Source organism: Rhizobium sp. SVR5-2C (genome assembly GCF_056755115.1).
On sequence record NZ_JBNDHT010000127.1, the window covers coordinates 1 to 20,746 of the forward strand.

Consider the following 20,746-nt stretch of genomic DNA (forward strand, 5'->3'; position numbering starts at 1 on the left):
GGCCGACGGCAACGTAGACGCAGTAAAGCTTCTCACCCTCTGGACCGGAGTCGTGGATGGCCTTCTGGTTCAGGATCGTGTCGAGGATGATCGCGGTTTTGCCGGTCTGGCGGTCGCCGATGACCAGTTCGCGCTGGCCGCGGCCGACCGGGATGAGTGCGTCGATGGCCTTGAGACCGGTCGACATCGGCTCATGAACCGACTTGCGCGGAATAATGCCAGGAGCCTTGATGTCAACGCGCGAGCGGCGTGTCGCATTGATCGGGCCCTTGCCGTCAATCGGATTGCCAAGAGCGTCGACGACGCGGCCGAGCAGCTCCGGACCAACCGGAACGTCGACGATGGCGCCGGTCCGCTTGACGACGTCGCCTTCCTTGATGTCACGGTCCGAACCGAAGATAACAACACCGACGTTGTCAGACTCGAGGTTCAGCGCCATGCCGCGGACGCCGCCCGGAAACTCGACCATTTCGCCCGCCTGAACATTGTCCAGACCGTAAACGCGAGCAATACCGTCACCGACAGAAAGCACCTGGCCGACTTCCGAGACTTCTGCCTCTTTACCGAAATTTTTGATTTGATCTTTGAGAATTGCGGAAATTTCCGCGGCGCGGATGTCCATCAGCCAACCTCTTTCAATGCAAGCTTGAGGGTAGAAAGTTTGGTGCGAAGCGACGTATCAATCTGACGGGACCCGACCTTCACGATCAGACCACCAAGAATTGACGGATCAACCGTGACGGCAATCGCCACGTCTTTGCCGGTGACGCCCTTTAGCGCCGCCTTCAATTCGGTTTCCTGCGCTGGAGTGAGCGCATGGGCCGAGGTGACCTCGGCAGAAATTTCGCCGCGTTGGTTGGCAGCGATGATGCGGAAAGCCCTGATGATGCCCGGAAGGGCAAAGAGGCGGCGGTTGCGCGCCAGGACCTTCAGGAAATTGGCGAAGAAGCCGCCGAAGCCGGCTTTCTCGTTGAGGGCAACGATCGCCTTCAGCTGATCGTCGGACGAAAAGACAGGGCTTGAAACGAAGCGCTTCAAATCATCGCTCTCGTCCAGCATCGCCTGGAAACGGTCGAGATCCCTCGTGACGCTCTCGACGGCACCTTCCTCAAGCGCCAGTTCGAACAGCGACGAGGCATAGCGTTCTGCAACACCAGAAGTAAGCTGGGACGTGTCTGCCACGGGCACAAATTCCCCTATTTCAGTTCAAGAATCCTGCCACGGGCGTAAATCGGCCCATGCACTTGAATTCGCTTTTGATTTCCCCCGGAAAGCGCAAGAGAAGCCTCTCACCTCTTTCGAAATTCGGGGTCCGTCTAACATAGGATATCGGGACTCGCAACACGCGTAACGTCCGAATGTGCCTTTCGAATGATTTTCTACCGGAAAATCGAAAAATGGCCCAAATCGCCGCGAGCAAACGGCCCGGAGCGTCGTAATCTACGTTACGAAGAAGCCGAAGGAATATCCGAGCGGCAGTGCCGCAAGAGCGACTTGCACAACCAAAAGTAAATAGTTGAGCGCGGTACTCCCCTTATCGGAAAGGAGGGAGACGACCCGGGCGAATGCCGCCATCGCGAAAGCCGCGCCGAGCGCCATGTAGATGAAGTCCTGCGCCAGCATGATCGCCGAAAGGCCGAAGCCGAGATAGAAGCCGCCGATGGAGCGCTGCTCGGCGAACCCATCCCGACGCTCGCCGCGAGGCTGCAGACCGAAAAGCCGCATCGCATAGCCGGGTGCGAACATGATCACGAAACCGGCGAGAGCCGTGAATGCGGCGGCGCAGAAAGCGAGCTGCTCGCCAAAGGTCTCCGGAAAATAAAACTCCATGAATCAGCCCCAAATCACTGAATGATTGGGGCGACTTATGGCACGAAGCCAGCGGTTAGGAAACGGTGGCAAGACATCGCGGCAAGTTGAATGATTGGGCGACGGGCCGGCCTTCCGTCGTCGTAAGGCGCTAGTGTCGTTCACAGGAAGCTCTGCGGATCGATGTCGAGCTGGACATGCACCGAGCCACGCTCTTTCGGCGCCTGGGCGAGCATGGTTCGCAGAAAAGCTTGCATGTCGGAATTCCGCCGTCCGTGAACGAGCAGGCGGAAGCGGTAGCGGCCGCGGACGAGAGCGAGCGGCGCTTCAGCCGGTCCGAGGACCGAAATGCCGGAGACCTGCGGGGCGGCATTGCGCACGCCACGAGCGTGGTTTTCCGCATCATGCCGGGTTTCAGCGGAAACGATGATCGAAGCGAGCCGTCCGAAAGGCGGCAGAATTGCGCGTTCCCGCTCGGAGATCTCGCGTTCATAGAACGCGCCCGCGTCACCGGAGACAATCGCCTGCATGACGGGATGCTGCGGTTGGTAGGTCTGCAACAACCCATGGCTCTTCAGACCTGTTCGCCCTGCACGGCCCGTCACTTGGGAAAGAAGCTGGAAGGTTCTTTCCGCTGCACGCGGATCGCCGTTGGCAAGACCGAGATCGGCGTCGACGATGCCGACTAGGGTCATGAGCGGAAAGTTATGCCCCTTGGCGACGAGCTGCGTGCCGATGACGATATCGGCTTCGCCCTTGGCAATCGCATCAAGCTCCAGACGCAGGCGCTTGACGCCACCCATGATATCGGAGGAAAGCACGATCGTTCGTGCCTCGGGGAAATGCCGCTCGACCTCTTCAGCAATGCGCTCGACTCCCGGCCCGCAGGCGACGAGATGATCGAGCGTTCCGCATTCCGGGCAGGCCTCGGGTGTCCGCTCCGTATGGCCGCACTGATGGCATTGGAGCTGGCTGCGGAAACGGTGCTCGACGAGCCAGCTCGAACATTGCGGGCACTGGAAACGATGGCCGCAAACGCGGCAGAGCGTCAGCGGCGCGTAGCCGCGACGATTGAGGAAGAGCAGCGCCTGTTCTTTCTTCTCGATGGTCTTGCCAATCGCCCGGATCAAGACAGGCGAGAGAAAGCCACCCCTTTCCGGAGCATGCCGCCGCATGTCGACGAGGTGCAGATCCGGCAACGCCGCGTCACCAAAACGTGTCGGCAGATGAATGGTGCTATAGCGTCCGCTCTGGCCGTTCACCTGGCTTTCGACGGAGGGCGTCGCCGACACCAGAACGACCGGGAAATCGCCGATCCGCCCGCGCACGACAGCCATGTCGCGTGCATTGTAGTAGACGCGGTCTTCCTGCTTGTAGGCCGGATCGTGCTCCTCGTCGACGATGATGAGGCCCAGGTCTTCGAACGGCAGAAACAGGGCTGATCTTGCCCCGGCAACGACCCGGACCTCGCCGGTGACTGCCTGTCGCCAGACCTTTTCGCGCATGCGCGGCGCAAGATCGGAGTGCCATTCGGCCGGCTTTGCGCCAAAGCGGTCCTGAAAGCGCTCGAGGAAACTCGCTGTCAGCGCGATTTCGGGCAGCAGGATCAACACCTGCCTTCCTTGTCTCAGTGTCTCGGCTATGGCCTCGAAATAGACCTCGGTCTTGCCCGAGCCCGTGACGCCGTCGATTAGCGAAACCGCAAATTCACCCTTTCTGACCTCGGTCAGAATCTCTTCGGCTGCAGCCTTTTGCGGCCCTTCCAGGCGCGACGGCGCAAAATCCGGATCTGGTTTTGCGACCACGGGCGGCGGTGGCAGGAAGATCGCCTCGAACAAGCCGTGGCTGACGAGACCATCCACGACGCTGAGCGAAACGCCAGCCGCGTGCGCAAGGCCCGACCGCGTCCAGGAAATGCCGTCCGCTGCCGTCTCGAGCACCCGCGCTCGCGCAGGCGTCATGCGTTCCGGCTCGCCGCCGGCGAAGCGCAACCCCTCCACCATAGGCTCCGGCTCAAACGCATTTGGAGCACGAAGCGCCATTCGGGCGACAAGGCCGGGCGGCGACAGCGTATATGCCGCAACCCAGTCGATGAAATCCCGCATTTCCTTCGTGAGCGGCGGGCAATCGAAGACATGCGTGATCGGCCGGAGCTTCTTCGGATCGACCCCTTCGTCGCCGCCGTCCCAGACGACGCCGATCACCTGCCGCGGCCCGAGCGGCACTTGCACGACCGAGCCGGGTTCGACCGCCATGCCTTCGGGTACGGAGTAGGAGTATGCCTTCGGCGCCGGCATGGGGACGAGAACCGGAACCGTACGGTTCACGGGTGGTGCATCGAATAGCGCGCCAAAGAGATCGGAAGAATCTGTGCTCATCGGGCGTGACCATGCCCGCAACGGCCGCAAAATGGAACCATAAAGAGAACGAGAGTCAGGACCTAAACGGCGACTGGTTCGGCGCTGACAACGGAGGCGCTGACAGGCTCAAACTGTGCGTCGCCATCGTTGACCAGATCGAACACCGTGTGCCGCTCCAGCGCCTTCGTCACGTCGTTGATGTCCCCTTCGAGCCGCTCGACAGGAATGAGGTCGCCGATGATGAAATCGAAGCGGTCGCCGCGCTTGTTGAGAAGCTCGTGAAACACCGTCATGTCGCGGAGTTCCGTCGACCACTTGGCGAACCAGTAGAAAAGGCCGGAATTGCGTGCCTTCATATGCACCGGCAAAATCGGCAGGTTGTATTTGCGGGCGAGGCTGATGGCCGAGCTCTTCCACGGCCTCTCGTTCAACCGGCCATTGGCCCAATAGGCGATGCGGCCCGAGGGAAACAATACGGTTGCCTTTCCCTGCTTCACCGCATGGTTCGTCAGCTGCAGCGTCTCGCGGGTCTTGAGCTTCGACTTGTACTCTTCCCGCCATTCCACGGGGATAACCATTTCGGCAAAGCGCGGATTGACACGCACGGCATCGCGGTTGGCGAAGAACATCATGTCCGGGCGACGGTTCTTCAACAGATCGAAGACTGCAACACCGTCGGCGATGCCGGTCGGATGGTTGCTGACCAGAATGAAACCGCCGGAGGCAGGGATACGCTCGGCATTCCTGACCTTGATGTCCAGGGTGAGCAGATTGCTCATATATTCGAAGCATTGGAAACCAGGCTTGTTCGCGACGTCATTGGCGAATTGAAGAGCCTTGTTGTAACGCAGAAGCGTGTAGAGAAAGGGCCGCATCACTGGCCAAAGCGGATTGCGGACAATGCGCTGCCCGCGTTCTGCGATCAGAGTATCGACGATGTGGCCAGGATTGCCGTGGGAAACCAGAGCGATCGCTTCCGCGAGCTGTCCGAAAGCCGTCGTGGATTGGCGCCGTGCCATGCAAAGTCCTGTCTCGTTCGGAGCAGCTATCGCAACCTATTGTGATGGATGCATGACAAGCGCTTCGCCGATATTAGCAATTCCCTAACTGGTCGCCCCTCAGAATTGGCCAAGGCAATAGCAAAATCAAGGCCAGCGCCGTGAACGAACTCCTGATTATCGCCGACCCGCACCTGATGGCGGAACGTAGCGCCTGGCTGGAAAACCTTAGGAGCGAACGGCGCCTTTCGGAACATACCCTCGATGCTTACGAGCGTGACAGCCGCCAATTCCTCACCTTCCTGACTGGCCATCTCGGCGGCCCGGCAACCCTGAAGGACATCGAGGCTCTCCGCCCCGCCGATTTCCGCGCCTTCCTGGCTGCGCGCCGCAAGGAGGGCTCCGGAGCCCGATCACTTGGCCGCAACCTGGCCGGCCTTCGCTCGCTGTTGCGCTACCTTGAGAAGAGAGGCCTGGTGAACGCCGCGGGCGCGAGCGCAGTCCGCTCGCCGAAGCAGCCGAAATCGCTGCCGAAGCCGCTTTCCGACAACCAGGCGATCACCGTTGCCAGCGACGAGGCGCAGCTTCACGAGGAGCCATGGATCGCTGCGCGCGATGCGGCCGTGTTCACCCTGCTCTATGGCTGCGGCCTGCGCATTTCCGAGGCCCTCGACCTGACTGGCGACGCTCTGCAGCCCGGCACCACGGCATTGCGCATAACCGGCAAAGGCAACAAGACCCGCCTCGTCCCGTTGTTGTCGATCGTTGTTGAAGCCGTTCAGAAATACCGATCACTCTGCCCGTATCATCTTGAGAGCGCGGCACCGCTGTTCCGTGGCGCGCGGGGCGGCAAACTGCAGGCTGCGATCATCCAGCGCACGATGCAGCGCATGCGCGGAGCTTTCGGCCTACCGGAAACGGCGACCCCGCATGCGCTGCGGCATTCCTTTGCGACGCATCTCTTAGCCGGCGGTGGCGATCTCAGGACCATCCAGGAACTGCTTGGCCATGCAAGCCTCTCCACGACCCAGGTCTATACCGGCGTCGACTCGTCACGCTTGCTGGAAGTTTACGATCGCGCCCATCCAAGGGCATAATCTTTCGTTAACGCATTCTCTTAAAGGAATATGCGCGAGACAAGGCGTAGAGCTTTGGCCTCGTTACTGTGACCGGAACACCATCATGACGATCTCGATCGGCCACCGAAGCCTGCATGTCCCAGCACCCGGCAATATCCTGCTTTGGCTGATTGCCGCCTTCCATTTGCTGCTCGCAGCCGCTCTTTTCGCCGTGCTCCTTTCGGTGTCTCAGGCACAGGCTGCCGACGACGCATGCACCGGCAAGAACCTGCTGACCGAGCTGCAGCAGAACGATCCCGCCCGCTACGCGGAGGTCGTCAAGGAAGCCGATGCGACGCCGAACGGCAAGGGCATTTTCTGGAAGATTGAAAAGCCCGGTTTGAAGCCGTCCTGGTTGCTCGGCAGCATGCATGTCACCGATCCTCGCGTGCTGAACCTGCCGCCCTATGCCCAGGCGGCGCATGATGGCGCCGACACGATCATCATCGAATCCGACGAGATTCTGAATGAGAAGAAGGCGGCAGCCGCTCTCCTTGCCCGACCGGACCTCACCATGTTCACGGATGGCACGACGATCGAAAAACTTCTCTCACCGGAGGATTACGCCCGTCTCGACGCCGGCCTGAAGCAGCGCGGAATTCCGCTCGCTGCCGTTTCGCGCATGCGTCCCTGGATGATCGCCAGTGCCGTCGCCCTCCCCGCCTGCGAGATCTCGCGGAAGGCCAAGGGCGTGCAGTTCCTCGACCAGAAGATCGCCGCCGACGCCGCTGCCGAAGGCAAGCAGGTGAAGGGGCTTGAAACGCTGGCCGAACAACTGCAGGCCATGGCGGAACTTCCGGTCGAATTCCATCTGAAATCGCTGATCGAAACGCTCGAGCTTGGCGCGAAGATGAATGACGTCGTTGAAACGATGACCGATCTCTATCTCTCCGGAGACATCGGAATGACGATCCCGATGCTCAAGACCGTTTCACCTGATGGCGCGGACGACGATAGCGATTATGCCGCCTTCGAACAGCGCATCATTCTCGACCGCAACAAGGTGATGGCCGAACGCGCCGCGCCGATACTCGCCGGCGGGAATATCTTCATGGCCGTCGGCGCGCTTCACCTTCCCGGCGAGGGCGGCGTGATCGAACTGCTCCGCAAGCAGGGCTTCACGGTCACGGCCGTGAACTAACCGACCGTCATCCGGCGAACTGCATTTGTCTTCCAGTAGAACTGGTGTGCGAGCGCACCAGCGACATGTGCCGCGATCAGCGCCCAGAGGATCATCTTGAGAATTTCCGCATGGATGGTGCCGGAAATATCGACACCGAAATAATAGGCCGCCATACCCGTAAGCGGCAGCGCGAAGATCAGCGCATATAGCGCAACATGCGCAGCCTTTGCCGCAAGGCGAAAGATGGCTGGCTCTTCGGCAATCTCCGGCGGCGCCCCCTGGAACAGGCGCAGGCACACGCGCAGGACAGCCAGAACAAGGATCGAAATACCGATATAGGCGTGCACATTGGCCGAGGCGATCTGCTCGGGCGATGGGGTGCCGCCATGCCGGATCACCCGGTGCCAAGCGTTCATGCCGTCCGGAAAGAGAAGGTTATAGAATATGAGCAGGGCCATGGTCCAATGCACCAGGCGCTGGGGCGGGCTGTAAGATTGAACGACATGGGACCGCATTGGCTTTTCCCGGAAAAATTAGAACAATTTCAAAGTAAAAGGCCGCCTGCCCTAAGGCAAGCGGCCTTTGCTGCATGGCGAAGATTTAATATTACATGTGGATCGGCTTGAAGAAGGTGGCGAGAGCTGCTTCCTTGACGGCTTCCGACATCGTCGGATGCGCGTGGCAGGTCCGGCCGAGGTCTTCCGCGGAACCACCGAATTCCATCAGCACCGCGATCTCGTGGATCATTTCGCCGGCGCCGAAGCCGACGATATGACCGCCGAGAACCCGATCCGTTTCCTTGTCCGACAGGATCTTCACAAAGCCGTCCGTTGCGAGCATGGCGCGCGCGCGACCGTTTGCCGTGAAGGGGAACTTGCCGACCTTATAGGCAATGCCCGCCGCCTTCAGCTCTTCCTCGGTCTTGCCGACGGAGGCGACTTCCGGCTGCGTGTAGACGACGCTCGGGATGACATCATAGTTCACATGGCCATGCTGGCCGGCGAGGATTTCCGCGAGGGCAACGCCTTCGTCTTCCGCCTTGTGCGCCAGCATCGGTCCCTTCACGACGTCGCCGATCGCATAGATGCCAGGAACGTTCGTGCGGAAGTGACCGTCGATTTCGACACGGCCACGGCCGTCGAGCTTCACGCCTGCTTCTTCCAGGCCGAGGCCAGCCGTGTAGGGAGTGCGGCCGGTCGCGATCAGAACGACTTCGGCTTCGAGCGTCTGGGCATCGCCACCCTTGACCGGCTCGAACGTCACCTTCGCACCCTTGCCGCCCTTTTCGACGCCCGTCACCTTCGAGCTCAGGTTGATGTCGACGCCCTGCTTGGCGAGCATGCGCTGGAACTGCTTGGCGACTTCGCCGTCCATGCCGCCGAGGATCGTGTCGAGAAATTCGACGACGGTGACCTTGGCGCCGAGGCGCGACCATACGGAACCGAGCTCAAGGCCGATCACGCCGCCGCCGACGACGATCATCGTTTCCGGCACCTTCTCGAGCGCGATCGCACCCGTCGAGGAAATGATTACCTTCTCGTCGATATCGACCTTGACACCCGGAATGCCGGCGACATCCGACCCAGTCGCGATGACGATGTTCTTGCCTTCGATTTCCTGCACCTTGCCGTCGTCGCCGGTGACGGAAACCTTGCCGGCCGAAACGATCTTGCCGGTGCCCTGGAAGGCATCGATCTTGTTCTTCTTGAAGAGGAAGGCGACGCCGTCGACGTTCGACTTCACGGTCGCATCCTTGTGCGCCAGCATCTTTCCGAGGTTCAGCTTGGGTGCCGCGACTTCGATGCCAAGCGCATCCATGCCGTGGCCAGCCTGATGGAACATTTCGGAGGCGTGCAACAGCGCCTTGGACGGGATGCAGCCGACGTTGAGGCAGGTGCCGCCGAAGGTCGCGCGCTTTTCAACGACCGCGACCTTGAGACCAAGCTGTGCCGCCTTGATGGCAGCGACATAGCCGCCGGGGCCGGTTCCGATAACGATCACATCATAGGACATTGCTTCTTTTCCTTTGCGTTATTTCATTGGCCGGCGGCGCAGGCAGGCGCGAGCCGGAAACCAAAACTGACAGGCGTTGTTACGGGGATGCAGTTGAACCATTCGCCGCTGACAAAGCGGACGCGGACGGGTTTAAGGATGGCGATCCGGACGCCGGCAGAGAGAAGACGTTGCATCCTTTTTCCTTTGCCGCCTAACGCCCGCCGCTCACATTGAGGATCGAGCCCGTGACGTAGGAGGCCGCGGGAGACAGAAGATAGAGAACTGCATCTGCCACTTCTTCAGCCGTTCCCGGCCGCTGCATCGGAATGTTCGGCGCCATGTCGCGCGCGCGATCCGGCAGTCCGCCCGAGGCATGAATATCGGTATCGATGATTCCCGGGCGGATCGCATTGACGCGAACACCTTCGGTGGCGATTTCGCGTGCCAGCCCGATCGTGAACGTGTCGATCGCTGCCTTCGAGGCCGCGTAGTCGACATATTGCGATGGCGAGCCGATGATGACTGCCATCGACGAAATGTTGACGATAGCTCCCCCACCGCCGCCATGTTTGCGCGACATGCGGCGCACGGCTTCCGCCGCGCAGAGAATGGAACCCGTCACATTGACGCGCATCATCCGCTCGATACGGTCGACACTCATCTCGTCGACCCGTTGAGCCACGTCGACGATGCCGGCGTTGTTCACCAGCCCATCGAGGCGGCCGAAATGGCGATCGACGGTTTCGAACATCGAGACGATATCATCCGCATTGCCGACATCGGCTCTTACGGCAAGCGCCTCCCCGCCATCCGCCGAAATCGCGTTGACCACGGCGTCCGCGGCGGCTTTGTTCGAGGCGTAATTGACGGCAACTCGCCAGCCCTGCCTAGCCGCAAGCTTTGATACAGCGGCACCGATGCCGCGGCTTCCGCCGGTAACCAGCAGAACGGGCGCTTCGCTCATTTTGCACATTCCTTGAATGTCATGACGTCCCAAGGCGCGACGGTTGCCTTGCCTTCACCCCAGATCGAGGACTCGCGGATCGCTGGACCGAGACCCGGCAGCACGATCCTGTCCGCCGCGTCCGCCGACTCCGCCTGAAGATTATCCACCTGGCCCGCAGCGCTGACACCATAGACCGGCCCCTGCCAGACCGTGCAGGCATCAAGATCGTCACCCGTCACATCGCCACTCGGGCAGTTGAACATGACGATGCCGATCGCACGGTCCGGATCTTCCGATGGCATCACATAGCCATCCAGGACCAACGACGTCTTCTGCACACTGATCTTGAACTGATTGCTTGCCGCAGCAGCATCGGATTCGAGCGGCGAAAACCGAAGTTCGTAAGCGCCGTCGCGATCGGCATAAACGGCATTCGATTGCTTGCAGTCGGCCGGAAGCGCGGCACCCGCTGTCGCGCACAGGAAGAGCGGCACGGCCAGCGCCGTCATTCGCCGCCTAAGCGTCGCGATGCGAAGCGAGCTATTGCCCCTTGCCTGAACTCCAAGCGTCATAAGGCACTCCTTGCCGGAAGAACGAGGGCCGCGCGAGCGGCCCTCCAATTCCTCTTAGAGGTCGAGGACCAGACGCTCCGGATCTTCCAGGCTTTCCTTGACGCGGACGAGGAAGGTCACGGCTTCCTTGCCGTCGACGATACGGTGATCGTAGGAGAGTGCGAGATACATCATCGGACGGATGACGATCTGGCCGCCGACGACAACCGGACGGTCCTGGATCTTATGCATGCCGAGGATGCCGGACTGCGGAGCGTTCAGGATCGGCGAGGACATCAGCGAACCGTAAACGCCGCCATTGGTGATCGTGAAGGTGCCGCCCTGCATGTCGGCCATCGACAGCGAACCGTCGCGGGCTGCCTTTGCCAGACGTGCCAGGTCCTTTTCGACTTCAGCGATCGACATCTGGTCGGCATCGCGAATGACCGGGACGACGAGGCCCTTGTCCGTGCCGACGGCCATGCCGATGTGGCAGTAGTTCTTGTAGATGATGTCGGTGCCGTCGATCTCGGCATTGACCGCCGGCAGTTCCTTCAGCGCGTGGGTGATCGCCTTGGTGAAGAAGCCCATGAAGCCGAGCTTCACGCCATGCTTCTTTTCGAAGACGTCCTTGTACTTGGCACGCAGGTCCATGACGGCCTTCATGTCCACCTCGTTGTAGGTGGTCAGCATGGCCGCGGTGTTCTGTGCGTCCTTGAGGCGCTTGGCGATCGTCTGGCGCAGGCGCGTCATCTTCACGCGCTCTTCGCGGCCGGCATCCTCGACGGTCGACGGACCGCGCGGAGCCGCAGGAACTGCAGCCGGCGCCGAGGCAGCCGGAGCGGAAATGCCCTTGGCGACAGCGGCAATGACATCGCCCTTCAGGACCTGGCCGCGCTTGCCGCTGCCTTCGACCTGATCGGCCGAGAGATTGTTCTCAGCGAGCATCTTCGAAGCAGCCGGAGCCGGCGGCATGGACGACGGAGCAGCGGGCTGAGCGGCAGGAGCCGGAGCGGCAGCGCCGGCCAGTGCGGGCTCGGCAACCTTCGCCGGAGCGGCGGCGGGGGCGGCGGCAGCCGGGGCAGCGGTAGCGCCGGCACCTGCGGTGATCTGGCCGAGCAGCGCGCCGAGACCGACGGTTTCGCCTGCCTGAGCAACGATTTCGGACAGCGTACCAGAGGCCGGCGCCGGCACTTCGATGGTCACCTTGTCGGTTTCGAGCTCAACAATCGGCTCGTCAGCCTTGATGGCGTCGCCAACCTTCTTGAACCAGGTGCCGACGGTTGCCTCGCTGACGGATTCACCGAGAGTTGGAACGCGGATTTCTGTGGCCATTGTTCAAATCCTGATTTGCTTGTTTTCGTTCTATGCGTTTCCGGCAGCAGATGGCCGGAGAATGATCGAGGGCATCGGCAAAATTTCAAAGCGGAAACCAAAACCGGAGCGGATGATCGGATCAGCGTCGGCCAGCGCGTCAGCGGCCTCCTCATCCTCGACCGAGACGACCGCCATGCCCCAGGCTCCCTCGCCTTCGAAGACGGGACCGGCGACAAGTGCCGATCCTGCTTGTGCGTTCTGGTGCCAGTATTCGGCATGGCGTTTCATCGCCGCCATTTCCTCTCCGGTCCCGTCATGCGGGAAAGTGAGGCGCGGCGGAACCAATCTCATGAAGAAATATGCCATCGCGCCCTCCCGTTCTTAGCCGCCCAGCGCATCCTCGAGGAATGCGGCGAGCTGCGACAGATGCTTGGACATCAGACCCGTTGCCGGCGAGGCGGCAGCCGGACGGCCGGTGTAACGGACGCGCTGATACTTCGCATCGATGTGGGCGAGTACCCACTCCAGATACGGGTCGATGAACGACCATGCACCCATGTTCTTCGGCTCTTCCTGGCACCAGACCATCTCGGCGTTCCGGAAGCGCGAGAGCTCGTTGATGAGCGCCTTTGCCGGGAACGGATAGAGCTGTTCGACGCGCAGCAGATAGACATCGTCGATGCCGCGCTTTTCGCGCTCTTCCAGAAGGTCGTAGTAGACCTTGCCGGTGCACATGACGACACGGCGAATCTTGTTGTCCTTCTGCAACTTGATCGGGCTATCCTTGATGACCTCGGCATCGTCCCAGAGCAGACGATGGAAGGAGGACTCACCGGCAAGTTCGGCAAGGCTCGAAACTGCCCGCTTGTGGCGCAGCAAGGACTTCGGCGTCATCAGGATCAGCGGCTTGCGGAAGTCACGCTTCAGCTGGCGGCGCAGGATGTGGAAGTAGTTCGCCGGCGTCGTGACGTTGGCGACCTGCATGTTGTCTTCGGCGCAAAGCTGCAGGTAACGCTCGAGGCGAGCCGAGGAGTGCTCCGGACCCTGACCTTCGTAGCCATGCGGCAGCAGGCAGACGAGACCCGACATGCGCAGCCACTTGCGTTCGCCCGACGAAATGAACTGGTCGAAGACGACCTGCGCACCGTTGGCGAAGTCGCCGAACTGGGCTTCCCAGAGGGTCAGCGCATTCGGGCGAGCCAGCGAATAGCCGTATTCGAAGCCGAGTACCGCTTCTTCCGAAAGCATCGAGTTGATGACTTCGTAACGGGCCTGGTTGGGCGACAGGTTCGCAAGCGGGATATAGCGTTCTTCCGTCTCCTGATCGTAGAGAACCGAATGACGCTGCGAGAAGGTGCCGCGTTCGCAATCCTGACCGGAGAGGCGGATCTTGTGGCCTTCGACCACCAGCGAACCGAAGGCGAGCGCTTCGGCCATCGCCCAGTCGAGATTCTCGCCCGTCTGGACCATGTTGGCGCGGTTTTCCATGAAGCGCTGGATGGTGCGGTGCGCATGGAAACCTTCCGGAATTTCCGAAAGCTTGCGGCCGATATCCTTCAACGTCTTCATCGGAACCGCCGTCTTGCCACGACGCTGTTCGTCGGCATTGTCGGCCGTGCGCAGGCCCGACCACTCACCGTCCAGCCAGTCGGCCTTGTTCGGCTTGTAGCTCTGGCCGGCGTCGAATTCCTGCTCGAGATGCGCGCGCCAGTCGGCCTTCATCTTCTCGACTTCGCCTTCGCTGACGAGGCCTTCGGCCACGAGACGATCGGCGTAGATCTGCAGAACCGTCTTGTGGCCGCGGATGACCTTGTACATCTTCGGCTGCGTGAAGGACGGCTCGTCGCCTTCGTTGTGGCCGTAGCGGCGGTAGCAGAACATGTCGACCACGACCGGCTTGTGGAACTTCATCCGGAATTCGGTTGCGATTTTCGCGGCATAGACGACAGCTTCCGGATCGTCGCCGTTGACGTGGAAGATCGGCGCTTCGATCATCTTCGCAACGTCGGACGGATAAGGCGACGAACGGGAGAAGGCCGGGTTCGTCGTGAAGCCGATCTGGTTGTTGATGATGACATGCATCGTGCCGGCAACGCGGTGACCGCGAAGACCGGACAGACCGAGAATTTCGGCGATGACGCCCTGGCCGGCGAAGGCCGCGTCGCCGTGGATCAGCAACGGCAGAACCTTGGCACGCTCGGTCAGTGGAATGACGTCGCCGTCCCAGACGGTCGCGCTCATGTCCTGCTTGGCACGGACCTTGCCCATGACGACCGGGTCGACGATCTCAAGGTGTGACGGGTTTGCCGTCAGCGAAACGTGCACCCTGTTGCCGTCGAATTCGCGGTCGGACGATGCACCGAGATGGTACTTGACGTCACCCGAACCTTCGACCTCGTCAGGCGCGTAGGAACCACCCTTGAATTCGTGGAAGATGGCGCGGTGCGGCTTGCCCATGACCTGCGAAAGCACATTGAGACGCCCGCGGTGAGCCATGCCGAAGACGGCCTCCTTGAGGCCGAGGCTGCCACCGCGCTTGAGGATCTGCTCAAGCGCCGGGATCAGCGATTCACCGCCATCGAGGCCGAAACGCTTGGTGCCCTTGAACTTGACGTCGAGGAACTGCTCGTAGCCTTCGGCTTCGACGAGCTTGGCAAGGATCGCCTTCTTGCCTTCCGCGGTGAAGGCAACACCCTTGTCCGGCCCTTCGATGCGCTCCTGAACCCAGCCCTTTTCTTCCGGGTTGGACATGTGCATGAACTCGACGCCGAGCGTCGAGCAATAGGTCCGCTCGAGGATCTCGATCATCTGCGGAATAGTCGCGAATTCGAGACCGAGTACGTTGTCGATAAAGATCTTGCGATCGTAGTCGGCGGGCGTGAAGCCGTAGGCCTCCGGTGAAAGCTCCTTGTAGTCTTCGACCGGTGCCGCGATGCCGAGCGGGTCGAGCTTGGCATGAAGATGGCCGCGCATGCGATAGGCACGGATCATCATGATGGCGCGTACGGAATCGCGCGTCGCCTGGAGAACATCGGCGCCGTCGGTCGGCTGGCCCGCGGCTTCGGCCTTCGCCTTGACCTTGGTTTCGATGATCTTCTCGACCGTGCCCCAGTCACCGTCGAGTGCCGACACCAGATCGCCGCGGGGCTGGACAGGCCAGTTCTTCTTACGCCAGGAAGCGCCCTTGGCCGCCTTCTTCACATCATTCGGGTTGTCATCCAGCGCCTTGAAGAAGGCTTGCCATTGATCGTCTACGGACGTCGGGTCCTCTTCGTAGCGTGCGTAGAGCTGCTCGATATAGGCAGCATTGGCGCCATCCAGAAACGAGGTGATCTGAAACTGCTCGTTGGCTTCTTGCCGTGCCATGGTCTTACGCGGACGCTCTTCGTCCGCCTCCTGACTTTGATGAATTTGCCGGCCGATACCGGCTGCCGCATTCCAATTTGCCGCCTGTCCGCGGCACATCTGCGTAAACGTTCTTGAACCGGGCGACGGATGCAGATGCCATCCACCGCCCGGGTCTATATGTCGGCTTAGCCCTTCAGGACTTCAACCAGCGTCTTGCCGAGGCGGGCCGGCGACGGCGAGACGCGGATGCCGGCCGATTCCATGGCCGCGATCTTCGATTCTGCGTCACCCTTGCCACCGGAAACCACGGCCCCGGCATGGCCCATCGTGCGGCCCTTCGGAGCCGTACGACCTGCGATGAAGCCGGCCATCGGCTTCTTGCGGCCCTTCTTGGCTTCGTCCTTGAGGAACTGCGCCGCATCTTCTTCTGCCGAGCCGCCGATTTCGCCGATCATGATAATCGACTGCGTGGCTTCGTCAGCGAGGAACATTTCGAGCACGTCGATGAACTCGGTGCCCTTGACCGGATCGCCGCCGATACCGACCGCCGTCGTCTGGCCGAGACCTTCATTGGAGGTCTGGAACACGGCTTCGTAGGTCAGCGTGCCGGAGCGCGAAACGATGCCGACCGAACCCTTGCGGAAGATCGAGCCCGGCATGATGCCGATCTTGCATTCTTCCGGCGTCAGGACGCCCGGGCAGTTCGGGCCGAGCAGGCGCGACTTGGACTTGTCGAGCTTTGCCTTCACCCGCACCATGTCCATGACCGGGATGCCCTCGGTGATGCAGGTGATGAACGGGATCTCGGCTTCGATCGCCTCGATGATCGCATCGGCTGCGCCTGCCGGCGGAACGTAGATCACGGTCGCTTCGGCGCCGGTCTTTTCCTTGGCTTCGGCAACGGTCGCGAAGATCGGCAGCGCCGTGCCGTCGACGCCCGACGACCACGATTCGCCACCCTTCTTCGGGTGAATACCGCCGACCATCTTGGTGCCGTAATAGGCGAGCGCCTGTTCGGTGTGGAAGGTGCCGGTCTTGCCGGTCAGGCCCTGTACGAGGACCTTCGTGTCTTTGTTGACGAGGATAGACATTCTTTCCGGTCCTTCCAGATTAAGCTTTGATCGCCGCGACGATCTTCTTCGCCGCATCGTCAAGATCGTCAGCCGCGGTAATCGCCAGACCAGACTCGTTGAGGATCTTCTTGCCGAGCTCGACATTGGTGCCTTCGAGGCGAACGACGAGCGGAACCTTCAGACCGACTTCCTGCACGGCCGCGACAACGCCCTCAGCAATGACATCACAACGCATGATGCCGCCGAAGATGTTGACGAGAATGCCTTCGACCTTGGGGTCGGCGGTGATGATCTTGAAGGCTGCGGCAACCTTCTCCTTGCCGGCGCCGCCGCCGACGTCACAGAAGTTCGCCGGCTCCTTGCCGTAGAGCTTGATGATGTCCATCGTCGCCATGGCGAGACCGGCACCGTTGACCATGCAGCCGATGTTGCCATCGAGAGCAACGTAGGCGAGGTCCCATTTGGACGCTTCGATTTCCTTGGAGTCTTCTTCGCTCTCGTCGCGCAGCGCCTTGACATCGTCGTGGCGGAAGAGCGCATTGCCGTCGAAGGACATCTTCGCGTCGAGAACGCGCAGGTGACCGTCCTTCATGACGATCAGCGGATTGACCTCGAGGAGAGCCATGTCCTTTTCGTTGAAGGCTTTGTAAAGCGCCGGGAACAGCGCCTTGGCATCTTCAGCGGCAGCGCCAGTCAGTTCGAGAGCCTTGGAGATCGCGGCAACGTCCGCAGCCGTTACGCCGGCTTCCGGATCGATGGCGATCGTATGGATCTTCTCAGGCGTATCGTGAGCGACAGCCTCGATGTCCATGCCGCCTTCGGTCGATACGACGAAGGCAACGCGGCCGACGGAGCGATCGACCAGCAGCGAGCAATAGAGTTCGCGGGCAATGTCGGCACCGTCTTCGATGTAGAGGCGGTTGACCTGCTTGCCGGCTTCGCCCGTCTGCGCGGTAACCAGCGTGTTGCCGAGCATTTCCTTGGCATGAGCGACGACTTCGTCGATCGACTTGGCGAGACGCACGCCGCCCTTGGCATCGGGGCCGAGTTCCTTGAACTTGCCCTTGCCGCGGCCGCCTGCATGGATCTGGCTCTTGACCACGTAAAGCGGGCCTGGGAGCGACTTGGCGGCAGCTTCGGCTTCCTCGACCTTGAGGATCGGTACGCCCTTCGCGACCGGCGCGCCATAGCCCTTCAAGAGAGCCTTGGCCTGATATTCATGAATGTTCATGGGGTCTTTCCCTGTTTCGATTACTTCAGCGCAGGTGCAATGTTGCTGCAGGCCTCGCAGAGACCGGCGACCGCGCCGACAGACTTGTCAAATGCTTCCTTCTCGGCCTTGTTGAGGTCGATCTCGATGACACGCTCGACGCCGCCGGCACCGATGACGGTCGGAACGCCGACATACATGTCCTTCACGCCATACTGACCGGTGAGCTGCGCAGCGCAGGGCAGCACGCGCTTCTTGTCCTTGAGGTAGGATTCGGCCATCTCGATCGCCGAAGCGGCGGGCGCGTAGTAGGCCGAGCCGGTCTTCAGCAGGCCAACGATTTCGGCACCGCCGTCACGGGTGCGCTGGATGATTTCCTCGAGGCGCTCCTTGGTGACCCAGCCCATCGTAACGAGATCGGTCAGCGGGATACCGCCAACGGTGGAGTAGCGTGCCAGCGGCACCATCGTGTCGCCGTGACCGCCGAGAACGAAGGCGGTGACGTCCTGAACGGAAACGTTGAATTCCTTGGCAAGGAAGAGACGGAAGCGCGACGAGTCGAGAACGCCGGCCATGCCGACGACCTTGTTTGCCGGAAGGCCGGAAAACTTCTGCAGCGCCCAGACCATGGCGTCGAGCGGGTTGGTGATGCAGATGACGAATGCATTCGGGGCATACTTCTTGATGCCGGCGCCGACCTGCTCCATGACCTTGAGGTTGATGCCGAGAAGGTCGTCGCGGCTCATGCCCGGCTTGCGCGGCACGCCTGCAGTCACGATGCAGACATCTGCACCCTCGATCGCGGAATAGTCGCTGGCACCCGTGAGATTGGCGTCGAAACCTTCGACCGGCGACGATTGGGCAATGTCGAGACCCTTACCCTGAGGAATGCCGTCGGCGATATCGAAGAGAACGATGTCGCCGAGCTCTTTCAGGCCGGCGAGATGCGCCAGCGTGCCACCAATCATGCCAGAACCGATGAGTGCGATTTTGTTACGCGCCATTTCGCTGTTTCCTTTGCGATCAAAATCAGGCGGGCGGCGCGTCCAAGCGTCGTCCAATGCCGCAATCGCATAGACCCAAAGCGAAAAAATGGCAACGTGTTATTTTGTACACAGCAATTTCAAACGTTTAGATCAAAAATATCTTACGTAAACGTAAGATATTTCGTCACCAAAATGTTACTCGGCGGCTCGTCTTTCACGATGCAGTGCGAGATATTCCGAGCTCCGCATCTCGAAAAGACGCGAGACGGTGCGGTCGAATTCGAAGCCTTCCGTCCCCCGCCGCTCGACGAGCAAATCTTCCGGCATGGCGGCGGCGGTTGCATGAAGCCGAACTCCATGGTCGTAGAGCGTATCGACAAGAATGATGAAACGCTTGGCCTGGTTCCGCTTGTCCGCACTCAGCAACGGGATGCGATCAATAAAAATTGTATCGAACCGTTTGGCGATGGCGAGGAAATCCGCGGCACCCATCGCCTTGTCACAAAGATCGGCGAAGGAAAAACGCGCCATGCGATCGACGGCGAGCGGCACGTGGATCGACCTGCCCTTCATCGGTATATCGAGCGGCTGGGCCTTGCGCCCGTGCAGCGCCTGTGTCCACGAGGCATCCATGGCCATATCCGTCCGCTTGTCTATCGGCGTCAGGTAAACTGGCTGGCTGTTCAGCTTCTCCATGCGGTAGTCAGTCGGCGAGTCGAGCGTCACGACCTCGACGTTCTTTTTCAGGAGCCCGATGAACGGCAGGAAGAGGCCGCGATTGAGGCCGTCCCTGTAAAGGTTGTCGGGCTCGACATTCGATGTCGCGATGAGCACGCAGCCGCGCGCGAAAAGCTCCGAGAAGAGCCGAGAGAGGATCATCGCGTCGGCGATGTCCGTCACCGTAAACTCATCGAAGCAAAGAAGTTCGGCTTCCGCGTACAACGCCGCCGCAACAGGCGGAACCGGATCGGCCTGTTTGGTTTCGCCATTTTTCAGCTTGTGGCGATGTGCGGCGATGCGATTATGGACATCGGCCATGAATTCATGGAAATGCGCGCGGCGCTTCTTCGAACAAGGCGCCATGCCATAAAAGAGATCCATCAGCATCGTCTTGCCGCGGCCGACGCTGCCGTGAATGTAGAGCCCTTTGATGTGATCTGCGGCTTTCTTCTTTGGAGCAAAGAGCCAGCCGAGCGAGCTCGACTTCGCGGCCGGGCGGCGGCGCTTCAATTCAAAAAGCACCCGGTCAAGGCATTTCGCCACGTCCATCTGAGCGGCATCGATCTGAAGCGAACCGGAAGCCGTCAGCGATTTCAGGTGCTCGCTGACACTCGAAGTGTACTCGGGGATGGGTTGCATGAGGATCAGTCGCCTATGCGTCGTTGGCGGCGCGACCGCCGGTTGCCTTACCGGCTGAGAGTGATCGGCTGTCCGCTGTTGGTCTGGCCGGAGAAGCTGTTGTCGGCCGTCTTATAAACGCTGCCGATCTGGTTGCCGCCGCGATCCTTCAGCAGGACCTGCTTGCCGGAGACTTCCCAGGATCCCATCGTCGTCAGTTCGCCGACACAGCCGCGTGTGCCACCGCGCGAGCCGCTGCCGAGATTGGTCAGGGTCAGGAACATGTCGCAGCTGCCGTTGACCCGCCAGCTGCCGACCATCGATTCCTTTGTCACGTCGAGCGCGTTTGCCGCCATCGCGCCCGTCTGGCCCGGAGTGGTCGGCGCTGCCGTGGGAGCAGCCGGAAACTGGGAAGCACCCCCCGGCGGTGGAAGTTGGCCGCCCTGGACGGAAGGAACAGGCTGCGCTGCGAGAGGAGCCGGCGAGTAACTCGCACTGTCATATGCCGTCCGCTGGCAGCCAGCCAACGACAGAACAACCGTTACACCTGTCAACACATATCGCAACTGCATCA

Annotated in this window: 20 protein-coding genes; 2 read left to right on the top strand and 18 right to left on the bottom strand. The window is 60.9% G+C overall.

Going from position 1 to position 20,746, the window contains the following annotated elements; all coding sequences use genetic code 11:
• The 5 genes from ACPYOI_RS27475 to ACPYOI_RS27495 form a co-directional block, all read right to left on the bottom strand.
• Nucleotides 1-622: F0F1 ATP synthase subunit alpha (locus ACPYOI_RS27475; RefSeq protein ID WP_481423617.1), on the bottom strand; the 622-nt coding region annotated here is incomplete at its 3' end.
• The gene (locus tag ACPYOI_RS27480) at nt 622-1,188 is read right to left on the bottom strand and encodes a F0F1 ATP synthase subunit delta (RefSeq protein WP_168832686.1); all 567 of its coding nucleotides are present in this window, start codon (nt 1,186-1,188) and stop codon (nt 622-624) included. The genes ACPYOI_RS27480 and ACPYOI_RS27475, both read right to left, overlap by 1 nt.
• A gap of 252 nt (nt 1,189-1,440) precedes the next feature.
• Entirely contained in the window at nt 1,441-1,830 is a 390-nt protein-coding gene (locus tag ACPYOI_RS27485; RefSeq protein WP_481417262.1) for an AGROH133_08824 family phage infection protein, read from the bottom strand.
• Nucleotides 1,831-1,970: 140 nt separating this feature from the next.
• Complete coding sequence (locus tag ACPYOI_RS27490; protein WP_481423618.1) at nt 1,971-4,187, bottom strand: primosomal protein N'; 2,217 nt, start codon at nt 4,185-4,187, stop codon at nt 1,971-1,973.
• 62 nt (nt 4,188-4,249) lie between these two features.
• On the bottom strand, nt 4,250-5,188 hold the full coding sequence (locus ACPYOI_RS27495) for a GNAT family N-acetyltransferase (protein ID WP_481420220.1): 939 nt from the start codon (nt 5,186-5,188) through the stop codon (nt 4,250-4,252).
• A 140-nt stretch (nt 5,189-5,328) separates the two neighbouring features.
• Here ACPYOI_RS27495 and ACPYOI_RS27500 point away from each other — a divergent pair, with 140 nt between their 5' ends.
• Both ACPYOI_RS27500 and ACPYOI_RS27505 read left to right on the top strand, forming a co-directional pair.
• A complete protein-coding gene (locus ACPYOI_RS27500) occupies nt 5,329-6,264 on the top strand; it encodes a tyrosine recombinase XerC (RefSeq protein ID WP_481423619.1) in 936 nt (311 codons plus the stop codon).
• 85 nt (nt 6,265-6,349) lie between these two features.
• The gene (locus ACPYOI_RS27505; RefSeq protein ID WP_481416950.1) at nt 6,350-7,426 is read left to right on the top strand and encodes a TraB/GumN family protein; all 1,077 of its coding nucleotides are present in this window, start codon (nt 6,350-6,352) and stop codon (nt 7,424-7,426) included.
• Here the strand turns inward: ACPYOI_RS27505 and ACPYOI_RS27510 are convergent.
• The 13 genes from ACPYOI_RS27510 to ACPYOI_RS27570 all read right to left on the bottom strand — a co-directional run bounded on the left by ACPYOI_RS27510 (nt 7,423) and on the right by ACPYOI_RS27570 (nt 20,744).
• Nucleotides 7,423-7,923: a cytochrome b gene (locus ACPYOI_RS27510; protein ID WP_481416949.1), complete on the bottom strand. Its 501-nt coding sequence runs from the start codon at nt 7,921-7,923 to the stop codon at nt 7,423-7,425. The genes ACPYOI_RS27505 and ACPYOI_RS27510 overlap by 4 nt on opposite strands.
• 91 nt (nt 7,924-8,014) lie before the next feature.
• A complete protein-coding gene (gene lpdA, locus ACPYOI_RS27515) occupies nt 8,015-9,421 on the bottom strand; it encodes a dihydrolipoyl dehydrogenase (RefSeq protein ID WP_481416948.1) in 1,407 nt (468 codons plus the stop codon).
• Between the two features lie 23 nt (nt 9,422-9,444).
• Nucleotides 9,445-9,597, bottom strand: coding sequence for a hypothetical protein (locus tag ACPYOI_RS27520; protein ID WP_481416947.1), 153 nt, complete (start codon nt 9,595-9,597; stop codon nt 9,445-9,447).
• Nucleotides 9,598-9,614: 17 nt separating this feature from the next.
• Entirely contained in the window at nt 9,615-10,367 is a 753-nt protein-coding gene (locus ACPYOI_RS27525; protein WP_481416946.1) for an SDR family oxidoreductase, read from the bottom strand.
• Nucleotides 10,364-10,858: a hypothetical protein gene (locus ACPYOI_RS27530; RefSeq protein WP_481416955.1), complete on the bottom strand. Its 495-nt coding sequence runs from the start codon at nt 10,856-10,858 to the stop codon at nt 10,364-10,366. The genes ACPYOI_RS27525 and ACPYOI_RS27530 overlap by 4 nt, the downstream gene beginning before the upstream one ends.
• A gap of 117 nt (nt 10,859-10,975) precedes the next feature.
• The gene (gene odhB / locus ACPYOI_RS27535; RefSeq protein ID WP_481416945.1) at nt 10,976-12,235 is read right to left on the bottom strand and encodes a 2-oxoglutarate dehydrogenase complex dihydrolipoyllysine-residue succinyltransferase; all 1,260 of its coding nucleotides are present in this window, start codon (nt 12,233-12,235) and stop codon (nt 10,976-10,978) included.
• A 30-nt stretch (nt 12,236-12,265) separates the two neighbouring features.
• Nucleotides 12,266-12,583 (bottom strand): YciI family protein, encoded by a 318-nt coding sequence (locus tag ACPYOI_RS27540; RefSeq protein WP_481416944.1) that lies wholly within the window; start codon nt 12,581-12,583, stop codon nt 12,266-12,268.
• Nucleotides 12,584-12,598: 15 nt separating this feature from the next.
• Entirely contained in the window at nt 12,599-15,583 is a 2,985-nt protein-coding gene (locus ACPYOI_RS27545) for a 2-oxoglutarate dehydrogenase E1 component (RefSeq protein WP_481416943.1), read from the bottom strand.
• A 167-nt stretch (nt 15,584-15,750) separates the two neighbouring features.
• Nucleotides 15,751-16,656: a succinate--CoA ligase subunit alpha gene (gene sucD, locus ACPYOI_RS27550; RefSeq protein ID WP_481416942.1), complete on the bottom strand. Its 906-nt coding sequence runs from the start codon at nt 16,654-16,656 to the stop codon at nt 15,751-15,753.
• 19 nt (nt 16,657-16,675) lie between these two features.
• Entirely contained in the window at nt 16,676-17,869 is a 1,194-nt protein-coding gene (sucC, locus tag ACPYOI_RS27555; protein ID WP_168832701.1) for an ADP-forming succinate--CoA ligase subunit beta, read from the bottom strand.
• A 20-nt stretch (nt 17,870-17,889) separates the two neighbouring features.
• Complete coding sequence (mdh, locus tag ACPYOI_RS27560) at nt 17,890-18,852, bottom strand: malate dehydrogenase (RefSeq protein WP_481416940.1); 963 nt, start codon at nt 18,850-18,852, stop codon at nt 17,890-17,892.
• 177 nt (nt 18,853-19,029) lie between these two features.
• The gene (gene zapE / locus ACPYOI_RS27565) at nt 19,030-20,193 is read right to left on the bottom strand and encodes a cell division protein ZapE (protein WP_481416939.1); all 1,164 of its coding nucleotides are present in this window, start codon (nt 20,191-20,193) and stop codon (nt 19,030-19,032) included.
• A gap of 47 nt (nt 20,194-20,240) precedes the next feature.
• The gene (locus tag ACPYOI_RS27570) at nt 20,241-20,744 is read right to left on the bottom strand and encodes a protease inhibitor Inh/omp19 family protein (protein WP_168831651.1); all 504 of its coding nucleotides are present in this window, start codon (nt 20,742-20,744) and stop codon (nt 20,241-20,243) included.
• Nucleotides 20,745-20,746 lie beyond the last annotated feature (2 nt).

Coding starts and splice junctions, on each gene's coding strand:
- ACPYOI_RS27510 (WP_481416949.1), bottom strand. CDS start 7,923: ATGCGGTCCCATGTCGTTCAATCTTACAGCCCGCCCCAGCGCCTGGTG.
- ACPYOI_RS27525 (WP_481416946.1), bottom strand. CDS start 10,367: ATGAGCGAAGCGCCCGTTCTGCTGGTTACCGGCGGAAGCCGCGGCATC.
- sucD (WP_481416942.1), bottom strand. CDS start 16,656: ATGTCTATCCTCGTCAACAAAGACACGAAGGTCCTCGTACAGGGCCTG.
- zapE (WP_481416939.1), bottom strand. CDS start 20,193: ATGCAACCCATCCCCGAGTACACTTCGAGTGTCAGCGAGCACCTGAAA.
- ACPYOI_RS27530 (WP_481416955.1), bottom strand. CDS start 10,858: ATGACGGCGCTGGCCGTGCCGCTCTTCCTGTGCGCGACAGCGGGTGCC.
- sucC (WP_168832701.1), bottom strand. CDS start 17,869: ATGAACATTCATGAATATCAGGCCAAGGCTCTCTTGAAGGGCTATGGC.
- ACPYOI_RS27490 (WP_481423618.1), bottom strand. CDS start 4,187: ATGAGCACAGATTCTTCCGATCTCTTTGGCGCGCTATTCGATGCACCA.
- ACPYOI_RS27540 (WP_481416944.1), bottom strand. CDS start 12,583: ATGGCATATTTCTTCATGAGATTGGTTCCGCCGCGCCTCACTTTCCCG.
- lpdA (WP_481416948.1), bottom strand. CDS start 9,421: ATGTCCTATGATGTGATCGTTATCGGAACCGGCCCCGGCGGCTATGTC.
- ACPYOI_RS27545 (WP_481416943.1), bottom strand. CDS start 15,583: ATGGCACGGCAAGAAGCCAACGAGCAGTTTCAGATCACCTCGTTTCTG.
- ACPYOI_RS27520 (WP_481416947.1), bottom strand. CDS start 9,597: ATGCAACGTCTTCTCTCTGCCGGCGTCCGGATCGCCATCCTTAAACCC.
- mdh (WP_481416940.1), bottom strand. CDS start 18,852: ATGGCGCGTAACAAAATCGCACTCATCGGTTCTGGCATGATTGGTGGC.
- ACPYOI_RS27505 (WP_481416950.1), top strand. CDS start 6,350: ATGACGATCTCGATCGGCCACCGAAGCCTGCATGTCCCAGCACCCGGC.
- odhB (WP_481416945.1), bottom strand. CDS start 12,235: ATGGCCACAGAAATCCGCGTTCCAACTCTCGGTGAATCCGTCAGCGAG.
- ACPYOI_RS27485 (WP_481417262.1), bottom strand. CDS start 1,830: ATGGAGTTTTATTTTCCGGAGACCTTTGGCGAGCAGCTCGCTTTCTGC.
- ACPYOI_RS27570 (WP_168831651.1), bottom strand. CDS start 20,744: ATGCAGTTGCGATATGTGTTGACAGGTGTAACGGTTGTTCTGTCGTTG.
- ACPYOI_RS27495 (WP_481420220.1), bottom strand. CDS start 5,188: ATGGCACGGCGCCAATCCACGACGGCTTTCGGACAGCTCGCGGAAGCG.